16 protein-coding genes are annotated in these 22,874 nt (G+C 43.6%); 3 read left to right on the top strand and 13 right to left on the bottom strand.

The window, feature by feature from the left end:
- Window positions 1-7: 7 nt before the first annotated feature.
- From BUF11_RS13730 to BUF11_RS13715, 4 genes are all read right to left on the bottom strand, one after another.
- Complete coding sequence (locus tag BUF11_RS13730; RefSeq protein ID WP_073589438.1) at window positions 8-1,030, bottom strand: ABC transporter substrate-binding protein; 1,023 nt, start codon at window positions 1,028-1,030, stop codon at window positions 8-10.
- Between the two features lie 31 nt (window positions 1,031-1,061).
- The gene (locus BUF11_RS13725; RefSeq protein ID WP_073589437.1) at window positions 1,062-1,844 is read right to left on the bottom strand and encodes an ABC transporter permease; all 783 of its coding nucleotides are present in this window, start codon (window positions 1,842-1,844) and stop codon (window positions 1,062-1,064) included.
- Entirely contained in the window at window positions 1,813-2,109 is a 297-nt protein-coding gene (locus tag BUF11_RS13720) for a thiamine-binding protein (protein ID WP_073589436.1), read from the bottom strand. The genes BUF11_RS13725 and BUF11_RS13720 overlap by 32 nt, the downstream gene beginning before the upstream one ends.
- A gap of 246 nt (window positions 2,110-2,355) precedes the next feature.
- The gene (locus BUF11_RS13715; protein WP_073589435.1) at window positions 2,356-4,095 is read right to left on the bottom strand and encodes a GGDEF domain-containing protein; all 1,740 of its coding nucleotides are present in this window, start codon (window positions 4,093-4,095) and stop codon (window positions 2,356-2,358) included.
- A gap of 272 nt (window positions 4,096-4,367) precedes the next feature.
- Between BUF11_RS13715 and larC the strand changes: the two genes are divergently transcribed.
- Complete coding sequence (gene larC, locus BUF11_RS13710; RefSeq protein ID WP_073589434.1) at window positions 4,368-5,789, top strand: nickel pincer cofactor biosynthesis protein LarC; 1,422 nt, start codon at window positions 4,368-4,370, stop codon at window positions 5,787-5,789.
- On the opposite strand, the gene larB is transcribed toward larC, so the two are convergent.
- Window positions 5,786-6,529, bottom strand: coding sequence for a nickel pincer cofactor biosynthesis protein LarB (gene larB / locus BUF11_RS13705; protein ID WP_073589433.1), 744 nt, complete (start codon window positions 6,527-6,529; stop codon window positions 5,786-5,788). The two genes, larC and larB, sit on opposite strands and share 4 nt — an antisense overlap.
- 165 nt (window positions 6,530-6,694) lie before the next feature.
- On the opposite strand from larB, the gene BUF11_RS13700 reads away from it, so the two are divergent.
- Window positions 6,695-7,237, top strand: coding sequence for an ECF transporter S component (locus BUF11_RS13700; protein ID WP_073589432.1), 543 nt, complete (start codon window positions 6,695-6,697; stop codon window positions 7,235-7,237).
- Window positions 7,238-7,580: 343 nt separating this feature from the next.
- Window positions 7,581-11,780, top strand: a complete 4,200-nt coding sequence (locus tag BUF11_RS24940; protein ID WP_073589431.1) for a S8 family serine peptidase — start codon at window positions 7,581-7,583, stop codon at window positions 11,778-11,780.
- Window positions 11,781-11,858: 78 nt separating this feature from the next.
- On the opposite strand, the gene BUF11_RS13690 is transcribed toward BUF11_RS24940, so the two are convergent.
- The 8 genes from BUF11_RS13690 to BUF11_RS13655 form a co-directional block, all read right to left on the bottom strand.
- A complete protein-coding gene (locus tag BUF11_RS13690) occupies window positions 11,859-13,202 on the bottom strand; it encodes a glycoside hydrolase family 30 protein (RefSeq protein ID WP_073589430.1) in 1,344 nt (447 codons plus the stop codon).
- On the bottom strand, window positions 13,199-14,485 hold the full coding sequence (locus BUF11_RS13685; RefSeq protein WP_073589429.1) for a response regulator: 1,287 nt from the start codon (window positions 14,483-14,485) through the stop codon (window positions 13,199-13,201). Before BUF11_RS13685 ends, BUF11_RS13690 begins: the two co-directional genes overlap by 4 nt.
- Entirely contained in the window at window positions 14,463-16,268 is a 1,806-nt protein-coding gene (locus tag BUF11_RS13680) for a cache domain-containing sensor histidine kinase (protein ID WP_242952375.1), read from the bottom strand. The genes BUF11_RS13685 and BUF11_RS13680 overlap by 23 nt, the downstream gene beginning before the upstream one ends.
- 24 nt (window positions 16,269-16,292) lie before the next feature.
- Complete coding sequence (locus tag BUF11_RS13675; RefSeq protein ID WP_073589428.1) at window positions 16,293-16,973, bottom strand: hypothetical protein; 681 nt, start codon at window positions 16,971-16,973, stop codon at window positions 16,293-16,295.
- Entirely contained in the window at window positions 16,960-19,005 is a 2,046-nt protein-coding gene (locus BUF11_RS13670) for a beta-galactosidase (RefSeq protein ID WP_073589427.1), read from the bottom strand. The genes BUF11_RS13675 and BUF11_RS13670 overlap by 14 nt, the downstream gene beginning before the upstream one ends.
- Before the next feature lie 50 nt (window positions 19,006-19,055).
- The gene (locus BUF11_RS13665; protein ID WP_073589426.1) at window positions 19,056-19,898 is read right to left on the bottom strand and encodes a carbohydrate ABC transporter permease; all 843 of its coding nucleotides are present in this window, start codon (window positions 19,896-19,898) and stop codon (window positions 19,056-19,058) included.
- Window positions 19,899-19,908: 10 nt separating this feature from the next.
- The gene (locus tag BUF11_RS13660) at window positions 19,909-20,787 is read right to left on the bottom strand and encodes a carbohydrate ABC transporter permease (protein ID WP_073589425.1); all 879 of its coding nucleotides are present in this window, start codon (window positions 20,785-20,787) and stop codon (window positions 19,909-19,911) included.
- A gap of 82 nt (window positions 20,788-20,869) precedes the next feature.
- Window positions 20,870-22,225, bottom strand: coding sequence for an ABC transporter substrate-binding protein (locus tag BUF11_RS13655; RefSeq protein WP_073589424.1), 1,356 nt, complete (start codon window positions 22,223-22,225; stop codon window positions 20,870-20,872).
- Between the last annotated feature and the right edge of the window lie 649 nt (window positions 22,226-22,874).

Raw genomic sequence — 22,874 nt, 5'->3', positions numbered from 1 at the left:
CTTAACTTTATTCTGCCAGATAGTCATTGGAGAATCCGGTGCCGGAAGATATCTCTTTGTCAATCAGCTTGTTATCATAAAGCCATTTATAGAAGGAATCCCACCTGTCCTTATCAATATAGCCCCATCTGGTAACATCTGCCTTATACTGGTCTGCCAGCCATTTCTGACTCTCTGTTACCATCTTGCTGTCTAACTCCGGTACAGCTTTTACCAGGATATCTGCTGCTTTTTCCGGCTCTGCAATTGCATATTCATAACCCTTTTTGACAGCGTTTAAGAATTTCTTTGCAGTATCCGGGTCTTTCTTTAAGAAGCTGTCATTGGCTATAATAACCGGACTGTAGTAATCCAATTCTTTTCCGTAATCGGCGAAATTCAGGTAATTGGTTTCAAGCCCTGCCACCTTTGTTGCAATGCCGTCCCAGGCATAATATACCCAAACCGTATCAATATCCGTCTTAAGTGCTGTTACAACATCTGTTACTGTATTGGGTATCATCTTGATTTTACTGTAATCACCGCCGTCATCCTCAACAATCTTCTTTATAATGGCAAGCTCTATGGGTGAATCCCAGGTTGCATAGGTATGTCCTTCCATCTTCTTGGGTGAATCAATGCCAAGCTTCTTAAGGGAGATAATACCAGAGGTATTATGCTGGATAATTGCCGCAACAGCTGTTACCGGCATGGGACTGTCCGATGCATAGGTGGGAGCAAGGGTATCCTGAAAGGAAATACCAAACTCTGCTCCTCCTGCTCCAACCAATGAGGTAGTGCTTCCTTCCGGGGGCTGCATGATTTCCACATCCAGTCCCTCTTCCTTAAAATATCCCTGATCCTGTGCCACATACAGCCCCGTATGATTCGTGTTTGGTGTCCAGTCAAGTACAATCCTTACTTTTTTCAGGCTGTCTTCCTTACCGGTGCTGCCTTTTCCTGCTGTATCTTTATTGTCACTGCTGCAGGCGGTCAACCCTCCTGCTGCCAATACAAGGCATAAAATGACTGCTATTACTTTCTTTTTCATAAAAATCCCTCCTGATAGCTTATTTTCTGCTTTACCCCTTTGCCTTATCCTTTTCTTCTCTGTCCCAGGGTGTTATCCCTTTTTGCAGCAGTGTCACTCCAAACATCAGCAAAAGGCTGATAAAGGAGATAAAAAATATAACGGCAAACATTTTGTCATAGGAGTAAGATTTTCTTACTCTGGTCATATAAACACCAAGTCCTGAAAATCCCCCCAGCCATTCTGCTACCACAGCTCCGATAATAGAATAGGATACGGATATCCTAAGTCCTGAAAAGAAATGCGGTATGGAGCCTGGCAGTTTAATATGGATAAAGCTCTGCAATTTCGTCGCTCCCATAGCCTTTAACAAGTTCAGAGCATCCTTATCCACATTCCGGAAACCATCCAAAAGTCCGATGGTTATGGGAAAGAACGAGGTAATAATAATTAATGTAATTTTAGGCAGTATCCCATAGCCCAGCCACAAAACCAAAAGAGGCGCAATAGCCACTGTAGGTACTGTCTGCGTTATGACTAATACCGGATAAATTGCTTTATAGGCAATTTTAAAACGGTCCATCACTACCGCCACAAGAAAGCCAATAAGTATTCCGAAGAACAGGCCCAGAAAAGCCTCTGACAGAGTTGTCCTGGCATGAAGCATTAAGAGCGGAAAGTCTCCTATAAAGGCCTTTACTACTTCTTTCGGCGATGGCAGCATAAACTTTGGAATGATTCCCCCGGATGATAATACCTGCCAGATAAGTAAAATGGCAGTTATTGCAAGGGCCGGAGAAATCTTATTGATGATGCTTTGTAACTTTTTGGTCAATTGTCAGTACACCACCCTCCGGTGCAAAGGTTATTTTTACATAGGACGCAACTTTGGGGCTGCCTGCCTTGACGGCGATATACTGGCAGTTCTTTACGATTTCCATGAGTTCTTCATACTCACCCTCGATTGCTGTCTCACAGGGTCCTACGTAATATTTAAGGCCTGTGCTCTTTATGTAGTCAATCACCTCATCTACTATCCTGATTACTTCTTCATCACTGTTCACATGAGGCAATACCTGTATTGCTACGCTTGCATTCATAATGATCCTCCTTTTTTATTTTAGTAAAAGAAAACCTTCCCGTTACCGGGAAGGTTGTATACAGGGCCAATAAACGCCTAAAATCCTATACATCCCTACGCCGGCATTATCCGGATCAGGTACGAAGCAGCTCTCACCGCTTCAGGGTTTAAAACATTCTGGTAGTTTTCTCTCAGCCTGATTCATCAGGCACCCCTAGTTCATGGCAAGTGTAGCACAGGCAGGTTTAGTTTGTCAAGAGTTTAGCTATTGTATTTCAAAATAATTCCCGGACTGTCTTTTACATTTCTTCTTAAGCAGAGCAATGTCCTTTGAAAAATCATCCACACTCTGATAAGTTTTTGTTTTATTGGATACGCCTGCAATGGAAAGGCTTGCTATGGGAAAATTTTCTATCGTGCCATACCGGTTCTTGGAAACAATATATCCGTTTTGCAAATCTTCATCACGATAAAGGGAAGCAACTTGCAATGTAAAACGGTCTATAACGGATTTACAGTATCCTTCTCCCTCATGATAATCACAAATGACAATAAAATCATCTCCGCCTATATGCCCGACAAATTCATCTCTTAAAGCATATTCTTTTAAGATGTCCGCCACCAGTAAGATCATCATGTCCCCATTCTGAAAACCGTATGCATCATTATAAGCTTTGAAGTTGTCAATATCATAGTAAATAATGCAATAAGGTGTATTTCCTAAAACACGGCTTAATATTTCCTTTTCTATCAACAGGTTACCAGGCAGCCCTGTAAGAGGATTGCAGTGCATAGCCGTATCCACTTCCACTTTGGTACAGGCATCCAGCAAGTCCTTAATTGTTACAATGCCAAAATATTTGCCTTCCTTTTCTACCACAATCGGATCATAAAGCTGTTCAAAGGGCCTTTGCATGGCAAGGCCGGATACCTGGTCAACGGGCGTATTGTAATTTACCCGTAAAAGACCTTCCTGTATTAACTGCTGTATTTTCTTCTTGGAATAGAGACTGAACCCATATCTGCCGCCCAGGATTTCATTCAGGGACATCTTTGTCATAAAGCCTATGGCAACATCGTTTTCCACTATCGTAAATCCCTTGATGGAAGAGTCATGCCTTAGCGTTTCATAAATATCTTCTGCAATTTCATCGGAACAAAAGGTGTGTCCTGCCCTGGACAAATATCCGACTATGGGATAAGCCGAACTTTTAATATTATCGACATAAACTTTAGCACGGATCTTTTTTATTAACTCAATCTTTTCGGACTCTATATCCTGAAAGTCCCCTTTTGGCATCCCCAGAAAATATCCCTGCCCAAGATTGACATTCAGCTTGATAAGTGCTTTTAATTCCTCTTCTGTTTCAATTCCTTCCGCAATTACCTGAATACCCGCATTTCTGCCGAAATCAACCATTGCCTTGCATACCAGCTGCTTAATCTCCTCCTTGTCAATGTCCCGGACAAGGTTCATATCCAATTTAATGAAATCAGGCCTGGCACTGGCTATAACATTAAGGCCCGAATAGCCGACCCCAAAATCATCAATAGCTATTCCGTAGCCTTGCCCCTTATAGTGGTTAATAGATGCAAGAAATGCATTATTATCATTTATCGCAACCCGTTCCGTAATTTCAAATATGACATTATCCGAATCAAGTCCGTATGCATTCAGGCTGCTCTTTGTAAAGCCCTCTATAAAATTCTTGTCGTAAATGATATTGGAATTTACATTAAGAAAAAGCTTTTTTCCCTCCTTTAGGTGAGCAGCATACTCCAATGATTTTTTTCTGCACAGGGTTTCAAGTTCCCATGATTTGTTCATGGTATCTGCAATTTTAAACATCAGTTCAATATTCATTTCCAGCTCTTTTGCAGATATTCTGCTAAGGGCCTCAAATCCATAAATTTGCCCGTCAATTAAGGATACGATGGGCTGATACACCGGCGTTATATATTGGCCTTCCAGTATTTTTTCCAGTATTTGAAATTGATTTTCCATGACAATGCTCCCTTAACCAGGTAAGACTTCTCTAATATATTACATTATCCGATTAAACGGTATCGTACAACCATTATGCTGTAAAATCCTTGTAAGTCTTTCACTCCCGGCATGCTGCCACGGCAAACGCATGAAACCAAATTGTGGACAGGCAGAGGACCAGGGGATTGTTTTGGAGCTTTGCCTTCTTCTTGCACCGCTAATTCCGGCGTGCTATAATAACCCTATCGCAGTTCTGTTGATGGAATATGCTGCTATAGAAAGGATTATAAATGAAAAAGCAAAGTTTATACTTGGAATGTTACTCCGGAATCAGCGGTGATATGGCAGTAGCTGCCCTGTTAGATCTTGGTGCAGATAAAGAGGTTTTATTAAATGGACTAAAAAGCCTTACTGTTGACGGATATAGAATTGAAATAACCAGAAAAATAAAGAACAGCATTGATGCCTGTGATTTTAATGTAATACTGAAGGAGGATAACCATGACCATGATATGGACTACCTCTTCGGGCACGAAAAACCTGGCCACGTTCACGAAGACAATGGCGGACACAGCCATGACCACTTTCATGAGGACAATGACGAACACAGCCATAGCCACCTTCATGAACATAATGACGAACACAGCCATGACCACCTTCATGAGCATAATGACGGACACAGCCATAGCCACCTTCACGAGGATAATGGCGGCCTTCATTTCGGCCATCACGAGCACAGGTCCTTAGCGGATATCTGCACCATTATTGACAGCTCTGCTATCACCGGGAACGCCAAAAACATTGCGAAAAAGATATTTTACATTATTGCCGAGGCGGAATCAAAAGCTCATGGAAAGCCTGTAGAAGAAGTTCATTTTCACGAGGTAGGAGCCACAGATTCTATTGTAGACATTACCGCAGCTGCTATCTGCCTGGATAACTTAAATGTCGGAGAGGTCTATATTTCCGAGCTTTATGAGGGCAGAGGACAGATTACCTGCCAGCATGGCGTTCTTCCCATCCCCGTACCGGCAGTTGTAAATATATCCTCCCAGTACAACCTAAGGCTTCACCTTACCCAGGTTAAGGGTGAGCTGGTTACTCCAACAGGTGCCGCCATTGCTGCGGCTATCAGGACAAAGGAGGAACTCCCCTCTGACTTTACGATTAAGCGTATCGGCCTTGGTACAGGAAAGAGAGAATATGAACACACCAGCTTCTTAAGAGCCATGCTGATTGAAGAGGTGCAGCCTTCACAGTCTGACACTCTCTCGGATACGGTCTGGGTTCTTAATGCCAATATAGATGACTGCACAGGAGAGGCCCTTGCTGCTGCTATGGAAATCTTATTAAAGAACGGAGCCAAAGATGTATATTATACCCCTATCTTTATGAAAAAGAACCGGCCAGCCTACCTCTTAGGTGTCATATGTTCTGAAAAAGACCTTCCGTTTATGGAAGAATTAATCTTTACCCACACCACTACCATAGGCATACGCAGGCAGGAAATGAAACGCACCACTCTTAAGAGAACCTTTGAAACCGTTGTGACTCCCTATGGCGAGGCAACCGTGAAGGTATGTTCCTACCAGAATAAGACCTTTTATTACCCGGAAGGTGACAGTATCAGAAGCCTTGCCGACAAATCAGGACTTGATTACACCACCCTTTACAGCCTGGTACAGACCCTGGCAGGAAAGGCTTCCTGCTAATCTTTACAAAGCCTGTTAATCTGGGTAGCCATATACCCGGCTCCAAACCCGTTGTCAATATTAACAACGGCAAGACCTTCCGCACAGGAATTCAACATGGTTAGAAGCGCCGATACACCTCCAAAGCTGGTACCGTAGCCGACGGAGGTGGGAACGGCAATTACAGGCTTGTCTACAAGACCGGCAAGAACACCGCCAAGTGCCCCTTCCATTCCGGCTACCGCTACAATACAATTTGCCTTCCGGATATCTTCAAGCTTGGAAAAGAGCCTGTGGATTCCGGCTACTCCCACATCATATACCCGGACCACATTGCTTCCGAAGAATTCTGCCGTCCTGGCTGCTTCCTCCGCTACAAAAAGATCTGCGGTACCTCCGGTACATACTGCTACAAGACCCTTTTTCTCCTGTTTCTCCTTTTCAACGGAAAGTATTCTGGATAATGGGTCATAGGTCACACAATCCACCACCTTCTTCACTTCTTCATACTGCTCACGGCTTGCTCTGGTGCCAAGAACATTGGTATCATGCATGTAGAATCTGCGGTAGATTTCTGTTAAATGCTCTATGCTCTTTCCCTGGCAAAACACCACTTCTCCAAAACCGCTTCGAAAATGCCTGTGATGGTCAAGTTTTGCAAAATCCAGATCCTCATAAGGCAGATTTTTTAATATTTCTGCAGCCGCATCTAACTGCATTTCCCCTGACTTCACCTGTTCTAAAAATTTATAAATATCCATTCTCTACTCCCATCTGCGTGTTTATTAGCACACTCGTGCGTTGTCTATTTTCTGTCAAAACTACAGAATACATTCTGGCACTATCAATTAATTGTATTCTGGAACTTTCAATAATGCCAATTTTAGAATAAAGTAACTAAAAAGATAAAGAAACCAGGAGGCATTATGAACGAAAAATTACTTAACCTGATACTGTCAGCATTAATGGCAGCGCTGACCTGCATTGCTACTATGATAATCCGCATCCCGACACCTGCCCTTGGCTATATCCACTTTGGGGATGGTATGGTCTTACTTAGCGGTATCCTCTTAGGTCCTGTTTACGGAACCCTCGCTGCCGGAATCGGTTCCATGTTTGCAGATATTTTCTCCGGCTATATGGGCTTTGCACCTGCAACTCTTATAATAAAAGCATTAGCGGCTTTTGTGGGCGGCACTGTTTATCACCTTATTATGAAGCATCCCTCCCGCAAAGAGAAAAAAATCTTTGGCACCATTGCCGGCGGACTTGGGGGAGGTATCGTTGTGGTAACCGGCTATTATCTTTTCTCCGCTTTCTTTTTAGGAATGGGCCTTCTGGCAGCCATAAGTGATATTCCGTTCAATCTGGTCCAGACGGCTTTTGGGATAGCCGGTGCTTCCCTGCTGCTGCCTGTAATGGATAAAGTACCTTTGATAAAAGAAAGGCTTTATGCAAGACACTCCTAATATTATTTCCAGAAAATTATCATACCACAATTATGATAATCTTACAATTGACTGAAACTGTTATATTTACGACAGGGTGCAACAGAAAAAATGATAATTTCTGTTGCACCCTGTCGTTTTTCTACTATTTCCATTTATTGTAAATTAAATCGGTACATGTTATAATTGTAAAGATTTTAAAAATTAGGAACTACAAGGGAGTATTCCTAGATAAATCAGGTAAATGATGCACATAAGCTCTAATTGTTCCTTATTTTTTAATCAACATCCTTCTCTCAAATGATAAAACCAGCTGTGATTATCATCATGAAACCTAACAATATTATAAGAAAGAGGGATATAAATGAGAAAAAAAGTCACAGCGGTACTCACAGCTCTTGTGCTGACAGTAAGCTCCATCCTGGCAAATCCTTTTGCTTATCCGGATGCAGTAAAAGCAGATACCGAAGGAAATCCTGCAGCTGCCAGTAACAGTAACGGCAGCACGAAACCTTTAACAATACCCGGCGGCTTAAAGGGGTATGAGGGCAGCATAAACGATGCTTCCGGAAAGAACAAGCCTGTAGCGGTAATTGTGGAATTAGAGGGAACTCCTCTTTTGGAGCAGTATATAGGTGATAATTCACTTATGCGCTCCAATTTTTTTCAAAGTTTCGAGGATTTCAGCAAATCAGCAGAGGCTGACAGGATTACCTCAGATCTTCAAAAGCAGCAGGAAAATGTCATCAGTCAGATATCACACTTAAAAACACTTAATACCGCACCAAAGGTGCTGTACCATTACACCAATGTAATGAATGGCTTTGCCATAAAGGTGAAAGCCAGTGCTATTCCTTCTATAAAGAAAATAAGCGGTGTAAAAACTGCTTATGAGGCTCCGGTCTATGAAAAAATAGACCCCGTTATGGACACCAGTAACAATACAATAGGAGCCAGTACTCTTTGGGATTTGAATTACAAGGGGCAGAAAACAGCAGTTGCCATAATTGATACCGGCCTTGATGTCACCCATCCGGGCTTTCTGACCATGCCGGAGCGTCCGAAATTTCCCGATGCTTCTTCCCTTCAGGTAAGACTGACAGACAGCGGAAACCTTCTGCAGTCAGGTATCACCGATGTATCGAAGACCTTTGTGAATACCAAAGTCCCCTATGCCTACGATTATGCCGACAAAGATCCTGATGTCATACCGGAGCCTGAATCCGTCACTGCAAATGGCAATGATCACGGTACCCATGTTGCCGGAACAGTAGCCGCTCCGGAAGGAGATTCCGATAATATCACCGGCGTCGTTCCCGAAGCTCAATTAATGATTATGAAGGTATTTAGTGATATCCTCGGAAATACCGGTGCCTCTACGGAAAATATTCTGGCAGCTATTGAAGATGCCGTTATTCTGGGTGCCGATGTCATCAATATGAGCCTGGGCTCTCCCAGTGGTTTTACAGAGGAAGGCGAAGACTCCATTTCCGCTGTTTACGACCGGGTGGAAAGTGCCGGAATTACCATGGCCGTATCCGCAGGCAACAGCTACAGCAGCACTTACGGAAATGCTTTTAAAAACCTGACCCCTAGCGGTCTGGCTGTATCCGCCAATCCCGACACCTCTGTGGTCGGATCCCCTTCCACCTATCTGACCCCCCTCTCGGTTGCCAGTGTAGCCAATATTAATTACCACGCCAATTATTTTGAAGTAGAAGGGACCAAAGTAACCTACAGCGAACCGGCAGAAGGAAACCAACCTTTCTTTTCCTCCCTATCGGCAGTTTCCGGCGGAGCTATCGAATACGTTGACGTACCCGGTTTAGGAAAAAATACTGATTATGCAGGCATAGACGTCACCGGAAAGATAGCTTTGGTAAGACGCGGCGACATTTCCTTTAATGATAAGCTTATATATGCTAAAAACCACGGAGCCGTTGCTATCATAGTCAGCAACAATACAACCGGCTCACTTAATATGGCAATCACAGATTATAACATTCCTGCCATTTCCATTTCATTGGCAGACGGGAATTTTCTTCGCAGTGCGGCAGAAAAAATTGCCACGGTATCAGGAGAACCCGGTATATTCCCTGACACTTACGGCAATACCCCATCAGACTTTTCTTCCCTGGGCATCACTCCCGACCTGAAACTGAAACCGGAAATTGCAGCCCCCGGCGGAAATATCTACTCAACCCTTCCGGGCGGAAAATACGGAACCATGAGCGGTACTTCCATGGCTGCTCCGCATATAGCCGGTGCTTATGCACTTATGAAGCAGTATCTCAACGAGAAAACCGAATATTTCTTAACCTCCCCTGAAAAAGCAGTAATTGCCACTGACCTGCTTATGAGTACTGCTATACCCTCCCAAACAGCGGACGGCACTCCTTATACTCCCAGAAAGCAGGGCAGCGGTGTTGTAAATGTCTATAATGCAGTAAATGCCGGAGCGTATCTGTATACGGATAAGGAAGACGGAGCAAACGGCAGACCCAAGCTTAACATAGGCGATGATCCTGCCAAAAACGGAGTGTATACAAAGTCCTTCCACATCAGAAGTATCACAGGCTCTGCCATCACCTATGTTCCCAAGGCTGTAGTACTATCTGAATCCACTGACTCTTTAGCGAATCTGAATGTCATTGACGAAGCCGCTGCCAATATCAGCAGCTACGCAGATGTTTCCTTTACGGTAAATGGAACTCCTGTAGTGTCCGGAAGCGCCATTGTATTAAATTCCGAAGCAGATTTGACCGTGGAGGTTACTATCACCCTTAAGGATGAAATCCGACAACACCTGGATGCCTTCTTTGAAAACGGTGCCTTTGTAGACGGCTATCTTACCTTAGTTTCAGACGGCGTAGATTTATCCATTCCCTTCATGGGCTTTTATGGAGACTGGACAAAAGCTCCGCTTTTTGACGCCGGTTCGGCATCCGACCTGAAAGGCTACCAGCAGACCATCCATGCATTATATTCCGAAACACCGGACGGTTACGGCTATCTTGGTGTCAATCCTTTTGATAATAATGCTTACTCCTTAATTGGTACCTACACTCCTTATCAATACGAGAGTTTGTACCAGCTCCTTGCCCCTTGTGCCGATACTGATAAGATTGCCATCTCTCCGAATGGGGACGGGAACTTTGACAGTGTGGATGTCGCTGCCTTAAGCCTCCTTCGCAATGCGAAATCCTTAAGTTTCCAGCTTACCGATAAAGACGGCGGGCTTCTTCTATCAGATAGCCTAAGCTATGAGACAAAAACCCAGTACATATCCAGTAAACAAGCCATTGTACCCACTTATCTGACCTTACTTTATGGCGGCTTGGACAGTGCCGGAAAGCTTCTGCCCAATAATTCCGTCGTTACTTTAACAGTAAGCGGAGAGTTAGACTATTCTGACCATGGACAGAATAACGAGAGAAGCCAGTTGGTATTTCCTATCACCATTGATACGGAAAAGCCGGCTCTGCTTAGCTCTTCATCAGCAAAAGACTCCTTTCACATTTACGTAAAAGACAACCAGTATGTAGCGGCTGCCATTCTGTATAAAAAGTCAGATGCCGTAAACCCTCTTGGAGTATTTTTAATAAATGAAGACACTAAGGGGAAGGAAACCGATATCCTATTGGATAAGAAAGCTCTTTCTATCACTAATGTTCCTTTATCTGACCTTGCAGTTACTCTGTATGACTACGCCCTTAACAGCGAAAGCTATGACCTTGGTGCTTATCAGGTAACCCCTTCTCCAAGTGCTACCGAAACACCTACCCCGTCAGGCCCCGCTTCTCCTTCTCCAAGTATTACAGAACCTGCACCGTCAGACCCTGCCTCTCCTTCTCCAAGTGTTACGGAACCTGCACCGTCAGACCCTGCCTCTCCTTCTCCAAGTGTTACGGAACCTGCACCGTCAGACCCTGCTTCTCCTTCTCCAAGTGTCTCCGGAGGGCCTGTCCCCACAGTTCCAGTGCCGACAGCAACAGCTGCACCGACTCCTACCGCAACAGTTGCACCTACGCCTACACCTACCGTTACACCTGCTCCCACAAAGGCACCGGATTACTCTAAGGCAGCCAAGGTAACCTTAAACCGGAATAACTTGTTCCCGAAGGAAACAGCTGCAGTTAACGTTAAGCTGTCTGACAAAGTAACTGATAAGGATACTGTTCATATAACCTACAGTTCCTCTGATAAGGCAATTGCAAAGATTACTTCAAAGGGCCGTATAACTGCCGTATCTCCCGGTAAAGCGACTATCAAAATAAGTATAACTGTGAATGATAACACTTCTGTCTACAGCCTAAAACTTACTGTAAAGAAGCCATATGTCAGCTTTACAACGAAAACCACTGCCCTAAAAGCAGGAAAAACCTTCACCTTCAAAGCAAAAGCTTATGGCATAACAGAGGCTGTAACCTATTCTGTGTCAGATACCTCTATTGCCGCAATCAATAAAAAGAGCGGAAAGCTAAAGGCGAAAAAAGCCGGTAGTGTTTATGTCATTGCAAAAGCAGGAGATTATAGCATACGGTATAAATTAACCATCAAATAAAAGTATAGGATAAACTATACCCTGATAGTAAGACGCAGAAAAGAGGCTGTGACTTAACTATCAGGGTATTCCCAGATATCATTCAAGTTCTATCATTCCTGTTGCTATGGATTCTTTTTCCATCTCAAAGCTAACATATTTACCCTTCAGCCTTATCACAACCGGCAGCTTTTCCTCCGATCTGTTCAAAAGGACCAGCACAAGCTTCCCATCAGGATTTGCCATGGCTGTCACCTCCAGCCGGTCCGTATACTTCGTATAGGCAATTCTTGTGGCTCCCTGCTGAATATAATGGCTGAAATGCCTGATATAGGATAATGTGTTTCTCTCAATCAGCTCCTGCTTTTCTGCATTATACAGGAACGGTGCATCGCAGAGGTTACCCGCATGATTCGGCCCGCCCGTTTCGTCCAGGAGGATATTCCAATCATAGAAAGCATTCATGCCATTATTTATATTTCCTATGATATCATGTGCATATTTCTGGGCGTTGGCCAAATAACCTTCGCTGCCATACTTGGAATATTCAATACAGGCCTCGGACAAAATAAGCTTTTTCCCGGGAAATCTTTCCCTAAGAAGGTCCAATGCCTCAAAATGGTCCCCACTGTACCAATGGAAGGCTACTCCCGTAATCATCCTGTCCGTATCCTGATCGATCACCTGGCATGCCCTTTCAAAAACCCGTTCCTTATTATGATCCCAGATATAGATATCAATCCCTGTCAGTTCGTTCTTCTCAAGGGCAGGATACATATAATCCCGCAGGAATTCTTTTTCTTCTTCTCCGTCATAAATGCAGGAATCCCATGTCTGCACCGCATTGGGCTCATTCTGCAATGTCATTCCTAAAACATCAAAGCCCAGCTTGCGAAGTTCTGTGATATATCTGCAGATATATTCCGCCCACAACTTTTTATATTCACTTTTTAGCTTCCCTCCATGGCTTCTTTCCCCGTTCGTCTTCATAAAGGCCGGCGGCGACCAGGGACTGACCAGAATTTCCGGCACCTTACCCAGGGTCTTTGCCGCGTCTTCCAGCAAAGGAATAAGGTACTCCTTCATTCTTGATAAATCAAAGGTCTGCAGCCCGGTATCCTCCGGATCTGACACCGCCTCATACTGGCTGACGGAAAAATCGCAACTGTCAAGATGAATTCTAACCTTGCCGTAACACAGCTCCTTTTTACCGAAATAGGTATCCATCACCTGTTTTTTCTGTTCACTATTCATCTTTGAATAGACATATCCGGCGGAGTCAGTTATGGCACCCCCAAAGCCTTCAAAGGTTTGATATCTGACATCCGGATATAGATTGACGACATGGTTTTCTATTCCGGAATCCGGTTCAAAAATAAATAACTGCTCTGATTCATTTTTCAAGTTATGTTCAAATGTCGTGGTATTCAATAATAATTTCATTTGTTCTTCTCCTTCTGATGCCGCTTCTCCTGGGACATGGAATGCCCCAGGACTCTTTTATACACCTTGTAAAGATAGTGCCAATCCGAGTAACCGACTTTCTCTGCTATCTCATAGATTTTCAAATCCGTATAGATATATAAGCTGCGTGCTTTCTCCACCCGCAATCTGGTAATATAATCAATAAAATTAACTCCTGTTCCTTCCTTGAATACCTTGCTATAATAATTTTTACTCACACCGACATAATCTGCTACGGATTGCAAAGAGAGATTTTTATCGCCCAAATTTTCCTTGATATACTCCATCGATACGGATAATTCCCTCTTGAGTAAAGCACTTTGGTTAAAATCACTGGCATAGTGCACCCTGACCTGATCCAGATCTTCCTTATCCGCTTCAAAGGAAGCCTCCCGATACAGCTTTGATGCATCCTTCATGTACTTTCCGGGATTGCTTATCCCTACCGCAAAATCAATCCTATAATATTCCTCCATGAATTCCGTTGATTTTGCAATGGCCTGATTGATTCGGAACAAAAATTGCTTTTCCCCCGAATTATCATTATACCAGGCAATGACGATATATTCGTTAAAGCTAAGACTGATGATTTCATAATCCGGTACTGTCTCCAGTGCTTCATTGATCACATTGCATATGGAGGCCTTCATAAGATAGCTGTCATTTTCAAATATTTCCGCCATACTTGAGGAAGATTTCATTATCTTGAAGACAATAACCACCGCTTCTTCCATGGTAAAAGGAAGCTGGAATTCTTTCATTTTCCGCTCAAAAATCTCTTCTTCCATTTTCCTTCCGCTTAACAGGTCGAATAAAAATGCTTCTTTTTCCTTCCTTTTATTATAATCACTCTTCCTCTGTACCTTTTCGTTCTTTTGAAGCTCCTTTTCTTTCTGCTTCCCAGCCGCCTTTTGAACGGAATCAATAATATCGTCCTCCAGCATCGTGGGTTTGAACAGATAATCACTGGCTCCAAGCTTCATTGCCTGTCTTACAAGCTCAAATTCGTTATAGCTGCTTAATATGATGACCTCCAGGTCAATTTCCAGCCGGCGGACTTCTGCCAGCAGCTCCAGGCCGTTCATTTCCGGCATTTTAATGTCGGTGAGCAGGACGTTGATTTGTTCCCTCGTCAGTATCTCCATGGCCTCCCTGGCGCTGGAAGCACATAATACCTGAATCTCATAATCCTCCCAGGGGATTGTCTCCGCAATCGCTTCCCTGGAATATGCCTCATCATCAACAATCAGTATCTTCTGCAACCGTCTCCACCTTCCCTCCTATAACCGGTATCTCAACAGACACACAGGTGCCGACATCAATCTTACTTTCCAGAGTCAGCCTGTATTCTTCACCATAGTTCAGCCTGATCCTGTTCCGGATATTATGAAGTCCCACCCCCGTCAACTTATCCATACTGTCATAGCAAAATCCTTTTCCGTTGTCACTGATCTGAAGCTGTATTTTCGTTCCCAGAAATCTTCCCCGTATCAGAATTTCATTGCCGGTACTGCGGTCTGCAAAGCCATGCAGCATTGCATTTTCTACAATCGGCTGCAGAAGCATTTTTAATATTTTACAATCCTTAAGCTCACTGTCCAGTTCAAACTTGATATTGGCATTGCTCTTACAGCGCACCTGCTGGATATAAACATAGTCCTCGATAAATTTGATTTCCTCCGGAATCAGTACGGGCTGATCAATATTTTTGCAGCTATACTCCAGCATATTGACCAGAGCTACAATCATCCTTACGATATCCTTGGCTCCCTGGCGGATTGCCATCCACTTAATTGTATTCAAAGTGTTATATAGAAAATGAGAGTTGATTTGCGAATTTAGTGCCGTCAGCTCCATCGTAATCCGTTCGTTTTCCTTCTGGACATTTTCCTTCATCAGCTTGTCGACTTCAGCCACCATAATATTAAAGCTGTCCGCCAATACCGCAAGATCCCGGTCCTCGATCCTCTCCACCTTCGTATTGAAGTTACCGTGGCCGACTCTCTTCATGCTCTTAATTATTTTCAGAACCGGCTTGGTAATGCTGTGTGACAAGCTTACGGCAAGCAGGATAGCGGCAACCAGGCAGATTACAGCAAATAAGAACCAGATACTGCGAGCTTTGGCTAATTCTCCCTTAAGCATGGTTTCACTGTTCACCTGGATAATCCTCCAATCCGTCCCTCTGATATCGGAAGTACGGATGGTCTGGTCCCGGTCCTCGACATAAGAGTAACCGATGACTTTTTGGTAGCTGTCCCGGTAATGATTTAAATTGGAAGAGAAGTCCTTTATATTTCTTCCTGCCAGTTTCTCCCCGTGGCTGTAGATTATATTTCCTTCTCCGTCAACAATATAGGCAAAATCCTTATCTGTCATGGTCATGGAGTCCATCGCCTTTTTAATCGTATTATAATTGATATCAATCTGCACTAATCCGATCATACTGTTGACATTGACGGTGTTAAGATAGGTCACCAGGCTCACAACAAGCGTAGAGCTGCTGCCGGAATTCAAATATCGGTAATCGGCTTTATGGGTTGGTATGGTCACAGAACCGCCTGCCTGGCTTCTGTCAATTTTTACCCAATCAAGCTTCAGGAATTTTTCCCGGTTCCATTCTGAATTGGAGGTATAGAAATTATTTTCAAAGCCAATCAGGTAGAAATTATCGATAGAATCATTGGCAATCCTTATATTGCTTAACTGAGCCTCCAGTTCCCGTTTTAACATCAGCCTTTGATGCAGATTCATATTGGTATAATCACCAAAGGAGCCGGAGGTAACCGCCAGGCCAAGCACCTGACTGGAGGCCACCTTGCTTTGCTCCATAATATTATTCATCCGGGAGGTCATCTGGTCCAGCAGGTTTATCTGGTAGATCTGAATCTTTTCCTTGTAGAATTTTTCCATGTTATTATAGAAAAGGAAGGTCAGAATCAGCCCTGGTACAATAGACATGAAAATAATCGCCACGGTAAAACGAAATCTCAGTGACTTATTTTTCATTGGCCGAATACTTTTTATCCATTTTATCAGAAACATTTCTTTTCCTCCCTGACTGCAATATTAACCCTGCTTCCGGAAAAATCCCTCTATTCTCTCCGCAAATTCTCTTAATTCTATAGTAACACATTGTACCGAACCGGGGTACTCCGACTTTAACCTTAAGCATACCTCATCATAATCACAATAAGCATCAGGATACCGGTCTGAGGTCGTCAGTCGGACCAGCTTGCCTCCCTTATATTCCAGGATACAGTTAAAATACAATTCCCCATGATTGGTTAACCATAGCAGAAATGCTCCGTCCTTTACATTCTGGTCAATTAGCTGCTTCAAATACTCCAGATAACACCTTGTTTTGTTCCTTCGGGTATAAATTTGAATACCCTCTGTCTGTTCCTGCATCTGATACAGGTAAATCAGGTAATCATCGATATCCATGGAATAGACGGAAGAGTCCTGTACTTTGGTATAGTAGCTTTCCAGTCCCGGTAAGGTATATACTCTGATTTCTTCTATCTCTCCGTATTTAGAAAATATTTTTTGGGGCTCCGGCTCACCGGAGCTTAAAAATTCCTCCGGTGCAATCCTCTGTTGATGGGAGGTGATCCCCCTGAACTTTCCCGTGTCCGTCTTTAGGATATGAAGCACCTCCTTTTCCGGGTTCAGGCAGGAAAGAATAACACCAAGATGAGTCCATGTTTCCGGCTGTAAGTAATCCATATGAATTCTACTGCTTATCATCTGCTTCCTCCTCCATCTTTGCCTTCCATATACTGACTGTATAAGGTGCCAGCTCGGCTGTCAGTGTATTGTTTTTGCTGCTGCCCTTTCCCCGCCAGACGCTTCGGAAACTTCGGTTCTCCTGATAGTGAAGCCTGACGGTCTTTTCCCTGTCTGAATGATTCGCCATGAACAGAAGATGATCCCTGCCGGCAGGATGATAATGTACGGCAATCTCCACCTCTGCCTCTTCATAGACATATTCACGGTTTAGCTGCAGATCATCACAATCAAGGCCGTCAGGGTCAGGCAGAAAGGTTATGCCACACCTTGACGGCACTTTCTGCTTTGCCGTCTCCAAATCTTCCGCCAATGCTTTCTCTAAAACGGTACACGCTCTGAAATCACGGTCCATATATGGTATATAAGGCCCAAGGAACAATTTCTTTCCATTACTCTTTGAAAAACGGACCAGTCTTTCCTGCGTTTCCCTGTCCATAAAATCGTAGCAGGAAGCAAATATCACATCATAATCCCCGTATCGTTCTTCCTGCAGATACCGATCGGAATAGTTGAACTCATAATGCTGCCCGTTCAATACCTCCGCAACCTGGTCCACCCACACTTCCTTTGCATAATGGCTGTCCTCCCCGTCCATATGAATTCCAAGATCCGTATCAGGAGTGAATAGCACAGCGGGAATATCCGGCCCTGTTATAAAGCAGTTGGAGGAGAGCAGGTTTAAATCCATGATAGAATACAGGGCTTTGAGTCTCCCCATATCATAGTTCTTTAGAATTAAGATTCTTGGCCTTCTTTGGTACTGGCAGACCTTTTCCTCCTGAAGCATCCGCAGCATCTCCTGAAACATCCGGTAGAAATTCTCCCGCACCCTTCCGTCAGCCGTCACCGGACATCCGGTCCAACGGTCTCTTTCCACCAGCATATAGAAGCTTATTGCCTTTAATCCGTTCATAAAGGAATACAGATAGCCGTATTCCTCCTCCTCTGCCGAAAGCAGGCAATTCCGGTCAAACCAGGAACCGGAACCAAATTCCGGAACAAAGGGCAGCCTGCTGCTGCCGGCCAGATACCGTATTCTCTCCTGCAGCATCTCCCTGTCCTTCGGCTCCTGGTAGGCATCAATTCCGGCTACACTTAGTCCCTTTATCTCTTCATCACGCGGAACGGATATGGGAGTATAATTCTGATAGGCACAGTTATGAAAAATAGGGAGCTTCAGGTCAAGCTTATTCAATATTGCGATCATACGCTTTAATGCATACAAAATCTGATATTCCTTATATTCCACCCAATCAAAATAATAGGGCAGGTCCTCCTTTTTCTCTCCCCGAAAGCCCCGGGGAGCAACCACACCTTCAAAGTCAGGATAATTGGAACGGTAGCTTTCATTCAGCATCTCTACCGTTTGATATCTTTCCTCCAGAAATTGACGGTACAGCTTGAGAGAAGCATCCGAATAGTCCATGATATAAGGCCGATCCCGGAAAAAATTACAGGTCTCATTATCTGCCTGTACCGCAATGATGCATCCCTTCCCTCCGATATGCCTATGCAATACCGGAGCAATCTTCTTAAAGTACTCCTCCGTCTTTTCATAGAGCACTTCACTGGCATAGGAGGGGATTGGAAACTGTTTTGTTACATAGGGGTACACAACGGTGGTGCCCCAAGGGTTCTTTGCCTGAATCCGTTCATCCTGAAGAATCCATTCCGGGTAACCGAATAAGGTCAGCTCCGCATTAATATGGGGCCCCGGCCTTACAATCACGGACAGCCCTTTTTCTTCACACAGGTGCAGGAAACCGTCCAGGTCCTTCTTACCGTCAAGCTCTCCGAAATCATATCTGCCCTCTTCATATTCATGGACGGACCAGGGGATATAGGTCTCAATGATTTCAAAGCCCATACCACAGATTTCATCCAGTACCCTGCCCCAGTTTTCTTTTTCAATTCTCCAATAATGGACGGACCCGCAATATAAAGGTTTCTCCATCCCCTTTATCTCTATTCCGTTATCTGTAAACTTCATCCGCTCCTCCTTCTCTTCTTTTCCTAAAGCATATTATTTATTCTCCTGAATCAGCCCTTTACAGCACCTGCCGTCATACCCTGGACAACCTGTTTTTGAAACATCAGATACATAATCACGACAGGAACGATGGAAATCACAAAGCCGGAGCAGAGCAAGCCGTACCGTGTCACATAGGAGCCCTTCAAGGCTGAGATACCCATGGAAAGAGTCCGCTTCATGGGATCCGATATGAGGACGAGTCCCAGCAGCAGATCATTCCAGCAGTTTAAAAAGGCCAACGTGGCTACGGTTGCCATTCCGGGTTTTGCTATCGGGAAGATGACCCGGAAGAAGATACCCGCCTGGCCGCAGCCGTCAATGGTAGCCGCTTCATCCAGCTCTCTCGGAATCCGGTCCATGAAACCCTTCATAATGTACAGGCTGAAGGAGATATTCGTCGCAATATACACAAGCACCAGGCTGACGAGGTTATCCTGCAGATGCAGGTGCTTGAATATGATAACGGAAGGAATCAGCATGGCGTGGATGGGAATCATGATTCCCAGAGAAAGATATACTGACAGGAAGGTACTCTTATGAACCCTGGTCAGTATATAGCTTCCCATAGCAGTAATTACCACCAGGAGAATTACGGAACTTAGACTGACAATGAGGCTGTTAAAAAAGCTGGTCCCGACCCGGGCGCCGTTCCATGCCTGTGTATAATTGCTCCACCGGATTATCTTCGGCAAGCCAAAGGAATTACTGTAGATTTCATTGTTGTCCTTCAAGGAGGATAGCAGAACCCAGATGAAAGGATACAAGGATACGACTGCCCCCGCGGTCAGGAATAAATATTTTATGATTGCGGCTACTTTACTTTTTGATGACTTATTGCGAAATTTTCCCATTGCGTTCTCCTTAATAATCACTTCTCATTTTCGTCAGCTTGTTGAATACCACGGTTATTATCAGCGAAACTGCAATAATGCTTATGGTGATTGCACTGCCCATACCAAAATCAGAATTCACAAAAGCAGTTTTATACATGAATACCCCCAAGTAGGCAGACCGTACGCCCGGTCCGCCGCCGGTCATGATCCATGAGTGGTCAAAGGATTTTAACGAACCTGTGACGCTTAACAAAATGCAGATAAAGGTAAATTCCGTTATCTGTGGAAGGATTACATGAAAAAATGCATTGATCCTGCCCGCCCCGTCAATCTGGGCGCTCTCAATCAGCTCCTCCGGAATAGACTGCAGCGCACCTAAGAAAATGGTGACATACAAACCGATATATTGCCAAACCTGAGGTGCCATAACCGCATAAAGTAATGTGTTCACATCCGACAACCAGTTTTTTTGCAGACTCCCCAGACCAATTATTTTCAAAATATGATTAAAAATACCGATTTCACTGTTATAAAACAAAGTAAACATTAAACCGATTGCAACCGGTGCGATTACAACGGGAAGAAAATAGATTGTACGGAATATTTTCATTCCCTTCGTCCTGCAATAGAGCAGGTAAGCTAAAATCAGTCCCATGGGGATTTGTATCATTAAGGTGACAACCACCAGCTTCATTGTATTCATAAATACAAGCCAAAAATCCTTGTTTGAAACTAATTCCCTATAATTCTGAAGCCCGATAAATACCTTTTCTGTCACTCCGTTCCAATCCGTCGTACTGTAATACAAAGACAACAGCATCGGTATAAAAACAAATACCGTATAAACGAGAAACACAGGTGCCAAAAACAAAACCGGTATCTGTAATTTACTTAATTTATTTTTCACTGTAACGATCCTTTCTTAAGAGAAGGCTGTCTCAAATGATAATAAGCTCAAGACAGCCTTTTTAATAAGATGTTATTCTAATTTAATTTCTGTCCAGCTCTGCCTGTACCTTATCTATAAACTCCTGTGGCGTAATACCGCTGATAAACAATTCATCAAGGCTGGAGTCCATTGCCGTAATTGCGGATGCCTTGGGCATGGTCGTAAAATGCACCTGTGTCAGAGTCTTGTCCTTGCTGAAATTCATCATCTTCTGGTAGATAATCTTCTGACTTGATAAATCCACCTCGATATTCTTTGCAGGAATCATACCGCTCTTGGTTAATTCAACGGATAAATCATTGGAAGCAAGGAAATCGCAAACCTTAATCATGGCCTCATGCTTCGCCTGGTCTTCATAGGATTTTTTGTTGATGACAAATCCATAGACTGTGAAACCCGTCATCATACCCGCAGGATCAACACTGGCATCCGGCAGCATGGGAACCGGAATGATTTCACTTGAATTCTGGATATCTTCGGGAATGGATTCAAACATCCATGGATAGGTATAGGTCATAGCAGCCTTCCGGTCCGTGTACAGCTGGAGACTGGCAGCCCATCCGCCGTTTGCAACCGTATCTGCGGGGAACATTTTGTCATCAATCATATTTTTTATATTATTGGCAACTTTAAGGGCATTTTCCGTGGCGAATTTTTTCGTCGTGGCCAGATTCTGAATTTCCTCTGCTGCGCCGGAATACTGGTTATATAATTCGCTGAAGAAGAACTCGGAAGGGGTTCCGCCGCTGCTGCCGATTGCAATAGGGATAATGCCGTTGTCATTAAATACCTTGGACACTTCCTTTAACTCCTCATAAGTCTTCGGAAATTGCAGACCATATTGGTCAAATAAATCCTTATTGGCCAAAAATACGCCTCGCGTGGACTCAATTGGAACGCCGTAGGTATTGCCGTCTGCCGAGGTATAATATGCAAAGGATGCCGGATTAAAGTCATCACGCTTAACCGCAGTACTGTCATTAAAGTAAGTATCCACATTCGCCAGCAGGCCGGCCTCAATCATGTCATTCATCATGGAGCCCCCCCAGTAGGTGAATGCGTCCGGCAGGTCGCCGGATGCTGTCTGAACTTTAATCTTCGTCTTATAGTCTTCTGTGCCGTAAGTTTGAAGCTTGATATCCATGGTATCCTTATTCTCTTCCTGGAATTTCTGGAAGGCAGGATAAAAATAATCATACTTGGAGTCTCCCTCTCCCCAGTTGGTTGCAATTGTAATTTCAACCTTTTTCCCTGAACCGGAGGTATCGGTTGAGTCCGATGTATTGGCCGGCTTTTCTGTACTTGATGAATCGGGAGCTTTAGCCGAGCACCCCACAATTCCCAGACACAGGGATATAAATAAGCCCATTGCTAAAACTTTTTTAAATTTTTTCATATCGTTCCTCCTATTTTTGTGTACTTCATGTACTTGACAAGGAATATGATCTGCGCAAATCATTTTAATGTATCGGTACAGAACCTTTACAATTCTGATTATAGGTTATAACGGACAAAATAAAAATACGAATAATTCATTGAAAATGTTATAAAAAATTACTCTGTTATTATGTGATTATTTATTTGTTCTATTGCTTTACTTCGGTCATGTTTCTTTTATTCATTTGTAGTTTGTATGCTATCCATACGCGATTTATTTTTATACTGCACAGAATAAGTTACTTTCAGAATCAAAACAGGCCCAATTTTCTTTTTACAACGAAGCACCACAAACGTTAAGTGAAAAGGTAAATTCATGTTTTTTATTAATCCTTGATTTTGCAGGACTAAAATCACGTTTTACCAGTTTACGAGTTGCTAAAATTGGACTATAATGCATATATAGATGTGGGTTTCCATAAGTGTAAGCATGGCAAACAGGCATCTGAAAATAAGTGCAGAACTAAGTTCCACATGCCAAAAAGTGCAGAGGTAAATTCTTGTCATGGATTCCATGGTAAAATTACAGCTTTATTTTTTAAGCAACGTGGGTCTCAAACAAACCTCGTCGGGAGGTATTTCTTTTAGACCAAGTAGTTTGTGCAGTT

Source organism: Anaerocolumna xylanovorans DSM 12503, assembly GCF_900143645.1.
GTDB lineage: Bacteria > Bacillota > Clostridia > Lachnospirales > Lachnospiraceae > Anaerocolumna > Anaerocolumna xylanovorans.
Note: the sequence above shows the minus strand (reverse complement) of the source record. Positions and strands in the feature narration are given on the sequence as shown.

Coding starts and splice junctions, on each gene's coding strand:
- BUF11_RS13680 (WP_242952375.1), bottom strand. CDS start 16,268: ATGTTTCTGATAAAATGGATAAAAAGTATTCGGCCAATGAAAAATAAG.
- BUF11_RS13670 (WP_073589427.1), bottom strand. CDS start 19,005: ATGAAGTTTACAGATAACGGAATAGAGATAAAGGGGATGGAGAAACCT.
- BUF11_RS24940 (WP_073589431.1), top strand. CDS start 7,581: ATGAGAAAAAAAGTCACAGCGGTACTCACAGCTCTTGTGCTGACAGTA.
- BUF11_RS13690 (WP_073589430.1), bottom strand. CDS start 13,202: ATGAAATTATTATTGAATACCACGACATTTGAACATAACTTGAAAAAT.
- BUF11_RS13675 (WP_073589428.1), bottom strand. CDS start 16,973: ATGATAAGCAGTAGAATTCATATGGATTACTTACAGCCGGAAACATGG.
- BUF11_RS13715 (WP_073589435.1), bottom strand. CDS start 4,095: ATGGAAAATCAATTTCAAATACTGGAAAAAATACTGGAAGGCCAATAT.
- larC (WP_073589434.1), top strand. CDS start 4,368: ATGAAAAAGCAAAGTTTATACTTGGAATGTTACTCCGGAATCAGCGGT.
- BUF11_RS13655 (WP_073589424.1), bottom strand. CDS start 22,225: ATGAAAAAATTTAAAAAAGTTTTAGCAATGGGCTTATTTATATCCCTG.
- BUF11_RS13720 (WP_073589436.1), bottom strand. CDS start 2,109: ATGAATGCAAGCGTAGCAATACAGGTATTGCCTCATGTGAACAGTGAT.
- BUF11_RS13730 (WP_073589438.1), bottom strand. CDS start 1,030: ATGAAAAAGAAAGTAATAGCAGTCATTTTATGCCTTGTATTGGCAGCA.
- BUF11_RS13665 (WP_073589426.1), bottom strand. CDS start 19,898: ATGGGAAAATTTCGCAATAAGTCATCAAAAAGTAAAGTAGCCGCAATC.
- larB (WP_073589433.1), bottom strand. CDS start 6,529: ATGGATATTTATAAATTTTTAGAACAGGTGAAGTCAGGGGAAATGCAG.
- BUF11_RS13700 (WP_073589432.1), top strand. CDS start 6,695: ATGAACGAAAAATTACTTAACCTGATACTGTCAGCATTAATGGCAGCG.